Here is a 13878-nt window from a genome sequence, read left to right as displayed (position 1 = left end):
TTTATGACAAAATAACGCCATTGATTTTCTCCCTTGTGAAGACCGATATATTGTATACTTATAGGAAATACTTTCAAAAAAAGTGAAAAAGAGAAAAACTGTGAGCTTGGATGAACGACTAAAAAGGAGCGGGGACATTATGAATGACTGTGTCAAAACATTCGGAGAACTTCCGGCCGAACTTTATTCCTTTGCGGGAGGAAAAGGAAGCATTCTCTCTAAAATGTATCAAAGCGGGTATCCTGTGCCTGAAGGGTTTGTGATTTTGCCGTCAGCCTTTCAGGACGGACAGCTCCGCCATCAGGCGAGAGAGGCTGTTGATCAATATGTGAATTCCATCCGCAGCCGCCATGCAGCTGCGTTGTTTGCCGTACGCTCATCCGCGCTGAGCGAGGATTCCGCTCAGGCTTCCTTCGCCGGAGAATTCGATACGGTGTTGAATGTCAAAACAGATCAAGACATGTCCAGGGCGATTGATGAAGTTCGCCGGTCGGTACAGTCAGAAAGAGTAAAAGCGTACAGCGCCGTTCAGGGAATGGAAGATGAGCATGAAATCGCAATCGTCATCCAGCTGATGATACCGTCTGAGATATCCGGAGTGCTGTTTACCGCAGATCCGATTACGGGGAGCAGGCGGGAGATGACAGGCAATTACGTCTACGGTCTCGGGGAGCAGCTCGTTTCTGGGGAAGCCGATGCCTATTCTTTTAAACTGGCACGGCCCAAGAAAAAATATGACGGCCCCGGGGAATTTCGCAAATATGCGTCAAAGCTCTATAAACTGGCGAAAAAGCTGGAAAAAGATCTTGGAGGGCCGCAGGATATTGAATGGGCCGCCGCGGGCGGGACATTGTATATTCTTCAATCCCGCCCGATTACGACCTTACAAGCCGGAAATCTGGAAACCTATGAATGGAACGATTCTTTCAGCGGTGATTTTTTATGGACAAACACCAATATAGGAGAAGCGATTCCCGATGTGATGACGCCGCTGACATGGTCGCTCCTCCGGAATCTGGATGAAGAGTCGGGCATCATTCCGGGCTATTATGTCTGGTCCGGCAATATTTGCGGCAGAGCCTATAACAATATGAGCCAGCCTCTTTCCGTTCTCGCCGCTTTCGGTCTGAATCCGAAAGGCGGAAAAATTGGAAAAATGATGAGCGATACATTGGGAGAAATCCCGGCGGAAATGAAGATTCCTTTATATCCGTTCTCAAAGTATGAACTTTTGAAGATCATCCCGAAAAAACTGAAACCGTATCTGTCGAAAATGAAGCAAGCGAAAAAAAACATGTCCTCCTACTTGGACGAATCGCCGGAGTGGTGCCGGAATATTGAGGAAAAGCTGAAACGCGCCGAAACGGAGCGGGCATTATTAGCGATATGGAACAATGAGATCTATCCGTATTTATGCAACGCGTGGTTTGCGTTAATATCCGGCGGGCGTGATTCTGCGCAATCCTCTTCGTCGTTAACCTCTCAATTAACAAAACTCGCAGGCATAGAAGATGCGAATCTCCTGCTTTCCAATCTGAGGGGAAAAGGCGGACTGGCCAGCCTGGAGCCGATTATCGGCATTGATCAAGTCATGAAAGGCCGTATGAGCGAGGAAGAATATCTCAGGAACCAAGGCCACCGTGGTCCGCATGAATACGAACTTTCCATACCGCATCCGGGAGAAAACCGGGATTGGCTGACGAAGCAGATCAAAGAACACAAGGAGTCGGGTATTGATGCCGAACAACTGCTTTTGAAACAGCAGCGGGCGCATGAACAGGCCTTCCGAAGATTTGAAAAAAAGTTTCCTCATAAGGTCAAATGGCTCAAAGCCAAAATGGAAAAAGCGTCAGAATACGCGAATATGAGAGAAACAACCAGATCCGAATTTGTCAGGGTGTACCGGACAGCCAGAGCATTCGCGCTCAGAGCGGCGGAAATGACCGGCATGAAGGACGATATTTTCTTTCTGTATCTGCATGAAATAACCGATCTGCTCGCGGGGAAAGAGCCGGCGGTTGCGTCGATTCAAGCGAGAAAGCAAAACTATGAAACCTATAAAAAACTGCCGCCGTTCCCATCCGTTATTAACGGAAGATTCAATCCGTTTAAATGGGCTGAGGATCCTGACAGAAGAGCGGATTATTACGATGCTTTTATGCCTGCGGAAACGGATGATGCGCATACTTTAAAAGGTTTCGCGGGAGCGGCCGGGAGAGTGGAGGGCATTGTCCGTGTCCTTGATGTCCCGGAAGACGGGGATTCTTTTGCGGCGGGGGAAATTTTAGTGACGTCGACAACTAATGTAGGCTGGACCCCGCTTTTTCCAAGAGCGGCTGCTATCATAACGGACGTCGGCGCCCCTTTGTCCCACGCGGCGATCGTCGCCCGGGAACTGGGGATTCCTGCCGTTGTCGGGTGCGGAAATGCAACGTCAAAACTGAAAACGGGGGACAGGGTGGCCGTTGACGGCGGGCAAGGAATCGTTCAGCTGGAACCGCGGCAGACTCCGGTCACTTCTGAAGAGGAAAATGGTAAACTGATAGAATAAAATCAAGAGAAAGGAGCCGCGCATGAATAAAGCAGTTATTAACGGGGAGCAAATCAGAAGTATGAGCGACCTGCACCAGACATTGAAAAAGGAACTTGCCCTTCCTGAATACTACGGTGAAAACCTTGACGCTTTATGGGATTGTCTGACCGGCTGGGTGGAATATCCCCTCGTTTTAGAATGGAGACAGTTTGAACAAAGCAAGCAGTTTACAGAAAATGGCGCCGAGAGTGTGCTTCAGGTCTTTCGTGAAGCGAAAGCGGAAGGCTGCGACATCACCATCATACTTTCATAATACGATCAGCGGGAGAGAGACAAAAATGGAAAAACAAACCCTCAGCTATCCGATTGGAGAATATCAGCCGGCTGAATCGATTTCGTCCGGACAGAAACAAGAATGGATCAATGCGCTGGAACACGCTCCGGCCAAACTGAAACAAGCTGTCAGAGCGATGTCGGACAGTCAGCTTGATACGCCGTACCGCGAAGGGGGATGGACTGTCCGCCAAGTGGTTCACCATCTGGCGGACAGCCACATGAACGGCTATACCCGGTTTAAATTGAGCTTAACGGAGAATGAACCGGAAATCCGTCCTTATGATGAAAAAGGCTGGGCCGCTCTTCATGATTCCAAAACCGCCGCTTGCGGGGATGCGCTTGAGCTGTTAACGATCCTGCACAGAAGATGGGCCGCTCTTTTGCACTCCATGACGGAAGCCCAATTCAAACGGACATACTTCCATCCTGTATCTAAAGAGACGGTTACGCTGGAACAGGCGCTCGGGCTATATGTCTGGCACTCTGAACATCACATCGCCCATATTACTGAGCTTTCCCGGCGGATGGGCTGGCATCTGTCTTAGAGGATGCCGGCTTCCGGAAAAACGCCAAAACAGCCGCAGACACGATCGTGCATAATGAAATGACGGCGGCTGCCGTATAAAGATGGTGGTAGCCGCTGGAAATGCCCGCTTCAATCGCATCAGAAACCGCTTTTTTGACGGCGGGAACGGGGATTCGGCTTACCTGCTCCTGCAACGAAGAAAGTTCGCCGCCAATATCGGGCGTTTGCGCCTGATCAGCGGGAATGCCGCTTTTCATTAAGCGGTTTTTAATGTCATCTCCGATCCGGTCAAAGCCCGCTGTAATGAAGCCGGCATATAAAGCCGGAGAGAGCGTCAGCCCGACCTGCCTTACGAGTGACAGCGTGCCGAGCGCTGTTCCTTTGTTATGGCCCGCTGTTTCTGATACAAGCACATTCAGCGGAGCCCCGAGCAGAAATCCGAAACCGATCCCCGCAATGACACTCGCCGTGACAAATTCCCATTTATCCGTCACCCATAACGGAAACAGGCTGAATCCGGCAAAGGCGATGGCGCCTGATACAGCCGCGGAGAAGACCGGCCCTTTTTTATCCGTGACCGCCCCGCCGAGCCACGCTCCGATGCCTGACGCCAACGCAAGCGGCGTCATCCAATAACCCGCTTTCTCCGCCGATACGTGCAAATATTGCTCCGCATAAGAAGGAATAAAAATGACCGCAGCGAGCAGCCCTCCCGATAAAAATCCGATGACGAGCGTCCATTGAAACACTTTATTTTGCAGCAGCGAGTAGGCGAGAATCGGATCGCCCCCCAGGTTTTCAACCCGCTTTTCGACCTTAAGCAGCACCAGAAAGAGAAGTGCCGCTCCCAAAAGATACCCGTACACCTTTACGTCCATTATGCTTTCTGACAGCTTCGCCCCATTGAGATTCGTGATACCGATCATACAAGATAAGATCGCAAGAGACAGCAGCATTGTGCCGGCGAGATCAAGCCGTTTCGCCTCAGGCTCTTTCGTTTCAGCGATAAACAAACCGCCGCACACAACCAAAGCGGCGGCAATCGGCAGGTTAATCAAGAACAGCCAATGCCACGACCCGGTTACATCAAGCAAAAAGCTCCCGATATTCGGTCCGAGGACGGCCGCCATACCGTTCATCGCCCCTAAAAGCCCGAGAGCTTTCCCCTGTTTCTCCTTCGGAAGCACGGCCAGCACATGCGAACTCCCGATTATAAAAATTCCGCCGCCGCCAAGCGCCTGAATGAGCCGTGCCGCCAAAAACATCGGGAAGCTCTGACTGAGTGCGACAAGCAAAGAGCCGAGTCCGAACAGCCCGACCTCCATCATAAACAGCTTTTTCCGCCCGTATCGGTCCGACAGCTTGCCGACAATCGGCACACTGACACTGAGTCCCAATGTGTAAAGGGTCACTCCCCACGATCCCCATGAAGGAGAAACATCAAAAGAGCTGTTAATCGCCGTCAGAGCAGCGGAAATAATTCCGTTGTCCAGCGCCGCCATGAACACACCGATCGTAAAAAGAGTGATGGCCCGGCTCTGGTTTTTTTCTGTTTGCAATAGCTCCCCCATACTGATCAATCCTTCCGTTTTTAGTTCACTTCGAGTATATTATTCACTTTAAGTGAATTAAATGTCAAACAAAAAAAGGCCGCCGATACCGGCAGGCCTTTTTCATCTCTATGCCTGTTTGGAAGAATCAAGCGCTCTTGCCAAAATGGCAAGTCCTTGATTGACCGTTTGTTTTTCTTCAGCGGTCAGCGTTTCCAATGAACGCTTCAATTTTACATGTCCTTTTTGATAAAGGCTGCGGAAAATATCTTTTGCGTTTTCCGTTAATTGAACGACGACTGAACGGCGGTCTTCTTCTGACGGAGCGCGTGTAATGAAACATGATTTTTCTAAACGGTCAAGGAGCCCCGTCGTATTTGAAAGAGAAGCGCCCATTTTCTCCGCTATGTCACTCACCTTAAGCGTCCCGTGGTTGTTCAGAAGCATCAGCACCTTCATTTGCGGCATGCTCATATCAAGCTTCATCCACTCCGACACATCGCCGAGTCCCGCCGAGGTCATCACTTTCATGTACAGCACCCAAATATCCCGTTCCTCAGGAGAAAAAATATCGCCGCCTAATACCGTTGTATCATGCAGATTATAATCCATCGTCTCACTTCCTCATTCATACTCCTGCATACCATATTACTGATTTTAATCAGAGAAAGAAAGTTGCAGACGAGTTTTGTTTGAATGTGAGGTGGTAGTGTATAATATGTTGGAGATTATTGGGGGAATTATAATAAATAAGCTATTTTATGATGATTGGAGAGAACATTGCTGACTAAAAAGAATGCCTTATCGATATTAAAAGTATTATTTCCTATTGCAGTTTTGCTTTTAGTCATTTATCAGTCCAAAAAGGAATTGACAGACCTTTCTTTTAAACGAACGCTGTATATTATTAACGGGATTGAGCGTTACGATTTATTTATTCTCGTTCTGCTCGGCCTTCTTGCCGTCAGCGCGATGTCCTTTTATGACTTTGTGCTGAAACGGACGCTTCGCCTCAACATTCCGAATTGGAAAGTATTCAGGGTCTCCTTTATCGCCAATTCCTTTAACAATGTCCTTGGATTCGGCGGTCTGGCGGGCGTCGGGCTGCGGACGATGCTTTACAAAGAGCATACGAATGACGTAAAACGCCTTGTCGCAGGCATCGCCTGGCTTACGTCCTCAGCGTTGCTCGGGCTGTCCGTCTTCAGTATCCTGACCATTGCCCGCATTCTGCCGGTCGGAGAGATTACAGGTGAGAAACCGTGGCTGTGGGCTGTAATCGCCGGAGTGGCGCTTATTGTGCCGGCAGCCTTAATCGCCGCTTGGATCAACAATAAAAAAGCTCGCGCAGAAGACGGTGAAGCAAAACCGAGGCATCCGGTTTTTTCTTACATCGGGGCATCGTTTGCCGAATGGTTTGCGGCGGCCGTCGTCATGTATTATTCCCTGTATGTCATGGGGATTCACGCGGATGTCCGCCATGTATTCGGTGTATTTGCCATTGCCGCTATCGGGGGAATCATCAGCCTTGTGCCGGGAGGATTCGGTTCGTTTGACCTTCTGTTTCTGCTCGGCATGCAGAATATGGGCTTTCCGCAGGAGGCGGTTGTGACATCCATCGTCATCTACCGGATTGTGTATTCATTTATTCCGTTTGTGTTCGGGCTGTTCTTTGCGGCCGGCGATTTAACGGAAAATACGCTTAAACGGCTGGAATCAAATCCGAAGATGGCGCCCGCCGTGGAAACGACGAACGTGCTTCTCGTATTCCAGCGCGCCATCTTAATCAGAGTGCTTTACGGTTCGCTGTCGCTTTTGGTTTTTATGGCGGGAGTCGTTGTGCTTGCGTCCGTCGCCCTGCCGATTGACAGGGAGACGGTCATCCCGCATATTCCGCGCCCGGCGCTCCTTGCGTTTAACGCGTTATCGTTAAGCGCGGCTTTGATTCTTTTAATCTTGCCGATTGAATTATACAAACGGACGAAACGTTCTTATTCAATGGCGGTTGCCGCGCTGGTCGGCGGTTTTGTGTTCAGTTTCTTAAAAGGATTGAACATCAGCGCGATCTTTATTCTGCCTGTCGTCATTGTATTGCTGGTGCTGTTAAAGCGGCAGTTTATCAGAGAGCAGGCATCGTATACGCTCGGCCAGATGATTTTTGCCGCCGCTCTGTTTATTATCGCCTTGTTTAACTACAATCTCATTGCCGGCTTTATTTGGGATAAAATGAATCGGCTGCTGCGCCACGATTATTTCGTTCATAACAATTCTCACATTACATATGCCACGATGACGGCCATTATTGTTGTGCCGCTGTTTTTCCTTTTGTTTACGGTCTTTTATCATAAAAGATCGAAGCCGATCGGAGAAAAGGCCGATCCTGAACGGCTGAAGTCCTTTTTGGCGGAAGAAGGCGGAAACGCCCTCAGCCATCTCGGCTTTCTCGGGGATAAGCGGTTTTATTTCTCAAGCGACGGCAAAGCGCTTTTATTGTTCGGCCAGATTTCCAGAAGGCTTGTCGTGCTCGGTGATCCGTCAGGACAGAGAGACTCTTTTCCGCTTGTGATTGAGGAATTTCTGAATGAAGCGCATAAGCAGGGGCTGAGTGTCATGTTTTATCAGATCGAACGTGAAGATCTGGCGCTGTACCATGACTTCGGCTATAACTTCTTCAAGCTCGGAGAAGAGGCGTTCGTGGATATGGAAGCATTTACGCTGTCAGGTAAGAAAAAAGCGGGGCTGCGGGCGATTAACAACAAATTTGACCGCGAAGGCTACACATTTCATGTCGGGGAACCGCCGTTTTCCTCCGAGTTTATCGCCAAGCTGAAAGACATTTCGGACGAATGGCTCGGACCGAAAAAAGAGAAAGGTTTTTCTCTCGGTTTCTTCGACCGGGATTATCTGGAACAGGCGCCGATTGCTTACGTGAAAGACGCGGAAGGGGAGATCATCGCTTTTGCCAACCTGATGCCGATGTATCAGGAAGGCGAGATATCAGTCGACTTGATGCGTTATCGGAAAAGTGCGCCGAACGGGATTATGGACGCGCTTTTCATCCGTCTGTTTCTCTGGGCGCAGGAAAAAGGCTATACCACCTTTAATATGGGCATGGCGCCTTTGTCAAACGTAGGAACGGCTTTTACATCTTTCTGGTCGGAAAGAATCGCGGCCGTCATTTTCAACAACGTCCGGTATATGTACAGCTTCAGCGGGCTGCGGGCCTTTAAAGAAAAATACAAACCGGAGTGGCGCGGGAAATACTTGGCGTACCGCAAAAACAGATCGCTGTCCGTCACGATGATTCTCGTCACCCGCCTGATCGGAAAAACCAAAAAAAGACGCCGTTAAAAGGCGTCTTTTTTTGAAGAATTAACTAAAAATTCTAATTTTACTCTGTTATACTGAACAACATGATCATAAGGTGAAAGGAAGGCTGATGAATGAAACAGGCAACCGTGTTTAAATATGAAGCGTTTACCGATATTCCTGATTTGGGAAATCCCGCAGGAATCGTCTTTAACGGAGATGATTATTCAGATGAAGAGATGCAGATGATCGCCGAATTGGCAGGGTACAATGAAACCTCATTTCTCTGCAAAAGCGGAGAAGCCGATCTGCGCATCCGCTATTTTACACCCGGCCACGAAATGAATTTATGCGGACATGCTACCGTCGCCTCTCTTTACGCATTAATTGAAAAGGGAAGGCTTCAGGCTGATCAGACATATCAAATTGAGACAAAAGCCGGCATTCTTCCCGCAAAAGCCGCTGAACGAAACGGCCGGGTATACATCACGCTCAAACAGGCACCCCCGCAATTTCTGCCGTTTACGGGCGACAAAGAAAAGCTTGCGGCCTCGCTCGGGATTACGGCTGAGGATTTTCACAGCGAGCTGCCGATTGTTTACGGATCAACGGGGATCTGGACACTGATTGTTCCGCTGAGATCACTTCAAGCATCACGGAATATGGTGCCGGAAAACGCACAATTCCCCGCTGTTTTGCGCGATCTTCCGAAAGCGAGCGTTCATCCGTTTTCTCTGGAAACCGTTCATCCGGAAAGTGATCTGCACGGACGCCATTTTTCTTCCCCTTTCTCCGGAACGACCGAAGATCCCGTCACGGGAACCGCTTCAGGCGTTATGGCGGCCTATATGAGGCAATACGGAGGCTCTGAAGCCGAATGCCTCACGATTGAACAAGGCCACGAAATCGGGAAAGACGGAAAAGTGGAAATCAGGATTACAGAAGATAACGAAAAGATGAAAATCGAGATGACGGGAACGGCCGTGTATGCCGAATCAATCAATTTTCAGCTTCCGTAACGGTTTACAAGAGACGGTCGTATCCGTTATATTATAAATGATAATCATTTTCAATTGAATAGGAAGGTGAATCGGCATGCCGAAAACCGAACAACTACAGCAAAACGAAAGTCTTGCACATACAATCAGAAACAGAAGATCCATCCGGTCGTTTAAGCCGGAAACCGTACCTTCTGAAGTCATATTAGATATGCTTGAAACGGCCGTTTACGCGCCGAACCACAGACTGACGGAGCCATGGCGTTTTATTTACGCAGCAAACGAAGCGGGAAAAGCGAAGCTTGCGGACAGCTACGTCTCATTTTTCAAAAAAATAAAAGATGATTTCAACGAGGAAAAAGAGCGGAACATGAGAAAAAACCTCAGCGCCGTTCCGGGATTTTTGCTTGTCGTCTTAAAAGAAGATGAAAATGAATTTACGAGAAACGATGATTTCGCGGCGCTGAGCGGCATGATTCAAAACCTTCAGCTGCTCGCACATGAAAACGGCATCGGCATGGTCTGGAAAAGCGGCCGCATCATGTATGACAAACAGGTGCACCAAGACTTCGGCCTTGCAGACAATGAGCGCTTCGCCGCCATCATTCAAACGGGCTATCCGGATGAACAGCCTAAGGCGAAAGAACGGACGCCGGCAAAAAGCCTGTTTACCGAGTTGTAAAAAAATCCCCGTCTCTATACAGAGGCGGGGATTTCGTATTAGCGGGTTTTGCTTTTAGCTCTGTTGTCAGCGGCTTTCATCCGCGCCTGCGCTTCGCGGTCAGCGGAATCAGCAAGCTCGCTTGAATATTCCTCGTACGTGCCGTCTGTTTCGCGTTTCAAAGCATCCGGAACTTGAGGAAGTTTTTGTTTGTTTTTATCACGGTTTTTGTGAGTATGATTTCTGCCCATATCAATCGCCCCCTGAAAAAAGTGATATCAAACAAACATAGTATCTGCCCGGTCCCGATTTTTATTCAGTTTATTTCCGTTTGGCTGCTCTTTCCGCTTTTTTGAATTCACCGGAATAAAGGACTTCCTGCATTTTTTTCAGATTGGCTCCCTGCTGATGTTTTTCGCGCTTCTTTTCCATAAAAGAAGACCCTCCTTCAAAACAGAATACCAATAGGATTGGCTTTTATTTCCGTTTTTATGCAGATAAGAGATCCTTTAAAGCCAACTCAAGTTCTTCATACGTAAATTGAAAACCGGATGTCAGCGCCTGCTTAGGCAGGGCGCGCTGGCCTTTTACGATCAGCAGGCTCATTTCTCCCAAGGTCTTCTCCAGTAAAAATTCCGGTACGGGAATCCAATGGGGGCGGTGCAGAACGCTTGCGATTGTCTTTCCGAATTGCTTCATTTCTACGGGATTCGGCGATGTCACATTCATGGGACCGGACAAGTCATCATGCTCCGCCGCAAAAGCAATAAGTTCCGCGGCGTCATCGACATGAACCCATGACAGCCACTGCCGTCCAGAGCCGACGGTGCCGCCCGCTAACAGCTTATAAGGGAGAACCATGAGCGGCAGGGCGCCTTTTTCACCGAGCATCACGCCGAATCTGGCATATACCGTCCGGATGCCGAGCGCTTCAATTTTCTGGCCTTCACGCTCCCACATATGAGCCGTATGACTGAGAAAGTCTTCATTTGACGTATCGGACTGCTCAGTGAACGTTTTCTCTGTGCTTGTGCCGTAAATGCCGACTGCGCTTGCCTGAATCAAAGCCCGGGGTTTTTTCGGCTGCTGCTTCATAATCCGTCTGACTTCTCTCGTCGCTTCTATTCTGCTTGAAATGATTTGTTCTTTCGTTGTGTCCGTCCAGCGGTCAAAGATGGATTTGCCGGCGAGGTTCACCCATACATCAATAGGGGGAAGCTCGCGCTCAGGCGCCGCGTTTTCGGCCAGCCATTGAACATATGTCACATTTTTTTGTTCGGTTTCTCTCTGTTTTCTTGATAAAATATAGACATGATGTCCCCGGCGGGTAAACACACCTGTCAGATGCCGGCCCAGAAAACCAGTGCCGCCTGTCATCGCGATATTCATATCCATCTCTCCTTACACGTTGATACATATACTGTACCTCATTTGCTAAAAAGAAAACGCCTGAACATCGGGGCGGGAAAGGAGACCGGGATGCCGTTTATTACAAAAATATCGACCCAAAAGAAAAATACCGAGCGCTTCAACATCTTTCTTGATGAGAAATATGCATTCAGCGTCGACGCCGACGTACTTGTGCGTTTTGACCTGAAAAAAGGGAAAGAACTGGACGAGCTTGACATTCTTGAGATCCAGCACGGCGATGACGTGAAAAAAGCCTTTAACCGCGCCGTAGAATTTTTATCATATCGGATGCGGTCTGAAAAAGAAGTCCGGGATCACCTGAAGAAAAAAGAAACACCGGACATGGTTATTTCTGAAGTCATCCATAAACTGTACGATTACCGCTACTTAAATGACAAAGAATTTGCCGAAGCCTATGCGAGCACCCACAAAAAAACAAACGGCAAAGGTCCTGACGTCCTATTCCGCGAGCTGAAAGCGAAAGGAATAGACGACGATACCATCAAGGAGACGCTCAGCGCGTTTACATTTGATGAGCAGATACAAGAAGCGTTGAAACATATCGGCAAAATCCTCAAAAAAGACAAAAAGCTGTCCACAAAAGAGATCAGACAGCGGGCGCAGATGCAGCTTCAGCGAAAAGGTTTCCCTTTCGACGTCATCAATGCCGCTCTGGAGCAGACGGAGTATGAAAATGATGATGAAGCCGAGATGGAAGCTCTGAAGGCTCATGCGGAAAAAGCGATCAGGAAATACCGCTATGACGGCAGCTATGAAAGCGGAATGAAGGTCAAACAGTACTTATTCAGAAAAGGATTCTCGATTGACGATATTGATCAATTCTTGCAGGAAGAGGAGTAAACTGAAATGGACAAACGATACAGTCAAATGACGCCTCATGAACTACAGACAGAAATTGCGGGACTGACGGAAAAAGCGCGAAAAGCGGAACAGATGGGCATTGTAAATGAACTGGCCGTGCTTGAACGGAAAATGACGATGGCCAAAGCTTACATGCTGAACCCGGAAGACTTTCGGCCCGGCGGGGTGTATCAGATAGAAGGTTCTGATGACACTTTCCGCATTGATTACATCAACGGCGTATTCGCCTGGGGACACAGATCTTCCCCGTCTGACGGGGAAGAAGCACTGCCGATTTCCGTTTTAAAAGAAAAATAATAACAAAAGAGGCCGGTTCCGGCCTCTTTTTCTTTTCGGGCACATTCGTTTCAGCCTTTCAGTAAAAAATGATTGAATTCATTTTTGATATCTTTTAAGATGGAATTCGTTGTTTTTTAATAAAAAGGAGGCGATTTGCGTTGAATATCAAAATGAAACAGCCATCTGTGAAATTAATGATTTTTGTTTTAATGATTTGCACATTTTCCATCGGGTATACGGAATATGCTGTCATGGGTATTCTGACGTCGATTGCCGATGACTTTCATATACATGTATCTTCAGCGGGCATGCTTGTTACGGCGTACGCGGCAAGCGTCTGTCTGACGGGCCCGATCGTAACCATTATCGCGGTTAAGCTGCCGAGAAAGCCGGTGCTGCTAGGGTTGATGGGCATCTTCGTCCTTGCCAACCTGATGAGCGTCTTTGCGCCGAACTTCGCCGTGCTGGCGATTTCCAGAATTTTATCCGCATCCATTCACGGAGCCTTTTTTGCGATCGCCATGGTGTTTGCGAGTGAAATGGTGCCGCCTGAAAAACGTTCCGCCGCCGCGGCTTCCATGAACGGCGGATTAACCGTGGCGCTGATGCTCGGCGTTCCGTTCGGCTCTTATTTAGGGGATGCCCTTAATTGGCGTGCCGTCTTTTTCATTATTTCCGTTTTAGGCCTGATCGGGCTGATCGGACTGATGCTGGTCGTACCGAACCGGAAACCGAAAGTGATTCCGATGCTGATGAATGAATGGAGTGTCTTTAAGCATAAACAAGTGATTTTTTCCTTTGCGATCACCATTCTCGGCTACTCAGGCGTATTTATCGCTTACACGTTTATTGAGCCGATTTTAAGAGATTCAGCGGGGTTCGGCACAGTCGGCATCACAGGCGCGTTATTTGCCTACGGTCTCGGCGGAGTGGCGGGGAATTTCTTCGCGGGGAAAGTGCCGCTCAAACTGCTGACGCGCACGATGATCGGTGTGATGATCGGCCTGATCGGCGTCTTGGCGATTTTCCCTTATATCGCTGTCTTTCCCGCCGCCGCCGTTTCAGCGACATTTTTGTTCGGCGCATGTGCGTTCGGCACGCCGCCGCTTTTGCAGACCAAGGTTATTTCTTCCTCTGAAAACGGCACGACAATAGCCGCTGCGGTGAGCGTTTCCGCCTTTAACCTGGCAAACGCGCTCGGCGCCTGGATCGGCGGATTGATTCTCGGGGGAACGGGATCTTACTCATGGCTGTTTGCCGGCGGTGCGCTGATGACGGCTCTCGGCCTTGTGCTTTCCACGTTCGCTCATCTGTCTGAGAAGAAAGATGTTTATGAATACCAAGTGCATAAAGGATAACAAAAAGCTTGCAGGGGATATTCCGCCTGCAAGCTT

At 48.8% G+C, this 13878-nt stretch carries 14 protein-coding genes; 9 read left to right on the top strand and 5 right to left on the bottom strand.

Annotated features, from left to right (window positions below; genetic code table 11):
- Window positions 1-139 precede the first annotated feature (139 nt).
- Genes OWN49_RS15185 through bstA form a run of 3 tightly spaced genes read left to right on the top strand, consistent with a single transcriptional unit; the run spans window position 140 to window position 3414 of the window.
- Window positions 140-2551 (top strand): PEP/pyruvate-binding domain-containing protein, encoded by a 2412-nt coding sequence (locus OWN49_RS15185; protein WP_071391449.1) that lies wholly within the window; start codon window positions 140-142, stop codon window positions 2549-2551.
- 22 nt (window positions 2552-2573) lie between these two features.
- Window positions 2574-2846 carry a ribonuclease inhibitor Barstar gene (locus OWN49_RS15180; protein WP_025650237.1) on the top strand — a complete coding sequence of 91 codons (273 nt, stop codon included), beginning with the start codon at window positions 2574-2576 and terminating at the stop codon, window positions 2844-2846.
- A 25-nt stretch (window positions 2847-2871) separates the two neighbouring features.
- Window positions 2872-3414: a bacillithiol transferase BstA gene (gene bstA / locus OWN49_RS15175; protein WP_176283202.1), complete on the top strand. Its 543-nt coding sequence runs from the start codon at window positions 2872-2874 to the stop codon at window positions 3412-3414.
- Here the strand turns inward: bstA and OWN49_RS15170 are convergent.
- The gene (locus OWN49_RS15170; RefSeq protein WP_176283203.1) at window positions 3374-4966 is read right to left on the bottom strand and encodes an MFS transporter; all 1593 of its coding nucleotides are present in this window, start codon (window positions 4964-4966) and stop codon (window positions 3374-3376) included. The two genes, bstA and OWN49_RS15170, sit on opposite strands and share 41 nt — an antisense overlap.
- A 108-nt stretch (window positions 4967-5074) precedes the next feature.
- On the bottom strand, window positions 5075-5557 hold the full coding sequence (locus tag OWN49_RS15165) for a MarR family transcriptional regulator (RefSeq protein ID WP_003155512.1): 483 nt from the start codon (window positions 5555-5557) through the stop codon (window positions 5075-5077).
- A 168-nt stretch (window positions 5558-5725) separates the two neighbouring features.
- Between OWN49_RS15165 and mprF the strand changes: the two genes are divergently transcribed.
- The 3 genes from mprF (at window position 5726) to OWN49_RS15150 (ending at window position 9934) form a co-directional block, all read left to right on the top strand.
- Window positions 5726-8296 carry a bifunctional lysylphosphatidylglycerol flippase/synthetase MprF gene (mprF, locus tag OWN49_RS15160; protein ID WP_015388528.1) on the top strand — a complete coding sequence of 857 codons (2571 nt, stop codon included), beginning with the start codon at window positions 5726-5728 and terminating at the stop codon, window positions 8294-8296.
- Window positions 8297-8388: 92 nt separating this feature from the next.
- On the top strand, window positions 8389-9273 hold the full coding sequence (locus OWN49_RS15155; protein WP_077721957.1) for a PhzF family phenazine biosynthesis isomerase: 885 nt from the start codon (window positions 8389-8391) through the stop codon (window positions 9271-9273).
- Window positions 9274-9349: 76 nt separating this feature from the next.
- Complete coding sequence (locus tag OWN49_RS15150) at window positions 9350-9934, top strand: nitroreductase family protein (protein WP_077721958.1); 585 nt, start codon at window positions 9350-9352, stop codon at window positions 9932-9934.
- Between the two features lie 38 nt (window positions 9935-9972).
- On the opposite strand, the gene OWN49_RS15145 is transcribed toward OWN49_RS15150, so the two are convergent.
- The 3 genes from OWN49_RS15145 to OWN49_RS15135 form a co-directional block, all read right to left on the bottom strand.
- Entirely contained in the window at window positions 9973-10164 is a 192-nt protein-coding gene (locus OWN49_RS15145; RefSeq protein WP_003155508.1) for a YfhD family protein, read from the bottom strand.
- Between the two features lie 70 nt (window positions 10165-10234).
- Window positions 10235-10345 carry a YfhE family protein gene (locus OWN49_RS15140; RefSeq protein WP_003155504.1) on the bottom strand — a complete coding sequence of 37 codons (111 nt, stop codon included), beginning with the start codon at window positions 10343-10345 and terminating at the stop codon, window positions 10235-10237.
- A gap of 57 nt (window positions 10346-10402) precedes the next feature.
- Window positions 10403-11302: a TIGR01777 family oxidoreductase gene (locus tag OWN49_RS15135; protein ID WP_077721959.1), complete on the bottom strand. Its 900-nt coding sequence runs from the start codon at window positions 11300-11302 to the stop codon at window positions 10403-10405.
- A 90-nt stretch (window positions 11303-11392) separates the two neighbouring features.
- Between OWN49_RS15135 and recX the strand changes: the two genes are divergently transcribed.
- From recX to OWN49_RS15120, 3 genes are all read left to right on the top strand, one after another.
- The gene (gene recX, locus OWN49_RS15130; RefSeq protein WP_003155502.1) at window positions 11393-12184 is read left to right on the top strand and encodes a recombination regulator RecX; all 792 of its coding nucleotides are present in this window, start codon (window positions 11393-11395) and stop codon (window positions 12182-12184) included.
- A 6-nt stretch (window positions 12185-12190) separates the two neighbouring features.
- Window positions 12191-12502 (top strand): YfhH family protein, encoded by a 312-nt coding sequence (locus tag OWN49_RS15125; RefSeq protein ID WP_025650230.1) that lies wholly within the window; start codon window positions 12191-12193, stop codon window positions 12500-12502.
- Window positions 12503-12648: 146 nt separating this feature from the next.
- Window positions 12649-13842, top strand: coding sequence for an MFS transporter (locus tag OWN49_RS15120; RefSeq protein ID WP_025650229.1), 1194 nt, complete (start codon window positions 12649-12651; stop codon window positions 13840-13842).
- Window positions 13843-13878 lie beyond the last annotated feature (36 nt).

Source organism: Bacillus sp. NEAU-242-2 (assembly GCF_027853835.1).
GTDB lineage: Bacteria > Bacillota > Bacilli > Bacillales > Bacillaceae > Bacillus > Bacillus velezensis.
This window is presented reverse-complemented; position numbering and strand designations above follow the sequence as displayed.

What these genes read in the sequence shown, in the direction of transcription:
- OWN49_RS15145 (WP_003155508.1), bottom strand. Translation starts at nt 10,164, where the DNA reads ATGGGCAGAAATCATACTCACAAAAACCGTGATAAAAACAAACAAAAA.
- OWN49_RS15150 (WP_077721958.1), top strand. Translation starts at nt 9,350, where the DNA reads ATGCCGAAAACCGAACAACTACAGCAAAACGAAAGTCTTGCACATACA.
- OWN49_RS15155 (WP_077721957.1), top strand. Translation starts at nt 8,389, where the DNA reads ATGAAACAGGCAACCGTGTTTAAATATGAAGCGTTTACCGATATTCCT.
- OWN49_RS15170 (WP_176283203.1), bottom strand. Translation starts at nt 4,966, where the DNA reads ATGGGGGAGCTATTGCAAACAGAAAAAAACCAGAGCCGGGCCATCACT.
- OWN49_RS15140 (WP_003155504.1), bottom strand. Translation starts at nt 10,345, where the DNA reads ATGGAAAAGAAGCGCGAAAAACATCAGCAGGGAGCCAATCTGAAAAAA.
- OWN49_RS15125 (WP_025650230.1), top strand. Translation starts at nt 12,191, where the DNA reads ATGGACAAACGATACAGTCAAATGACGCCTCATGAACTACAGACAGAA.
- OWN49_RS15165 (WP_003155512.1), bottom strand. Translation starts at nt 5,557, where the DNA reads ATGGATTATAATCTGCATGATACAACGGTATTAGGCGGCGATATTTTT.
- OWN49_RS15185 (WP_071391449.1), top strand. Translation starts at nt 140, where the DNA reads ATGAATGACTGTGTCAAAACATTCGGAGAACTTCCGGCCGAACTTTAT.
- bstA (WP_176283202.1), top strand. Translation starts at nt 2,872, where the DNA reads ATGGAAAAACAAACCCTCAGCTATCCGATTGGAGAATATCAGCCGGCT.
- recX (WP_003155502.1), top strand. Translation starts at nt 11,393, where the DNA reads ATGCCGTTTATTACAAAAATATCGACCCAAAAGAAAAATACCGAGCGC.
- OWN49_RS15135 (WP_077721959.1), bottom strand. Translation starts at nt 11,302, where the DNA reads ATGAATATCGCGATGACAGGCGGCACTGGTTTTCTGGGCCGGCATCTG.
- OWN49_RS15180 (WP_025650237.1), top strand. Translation starts at nt 2,574, where the DNA reads ATGAATAAAGCAGTTATTAACGGGGAGCAAATCAGAAGTATGAGCGAC.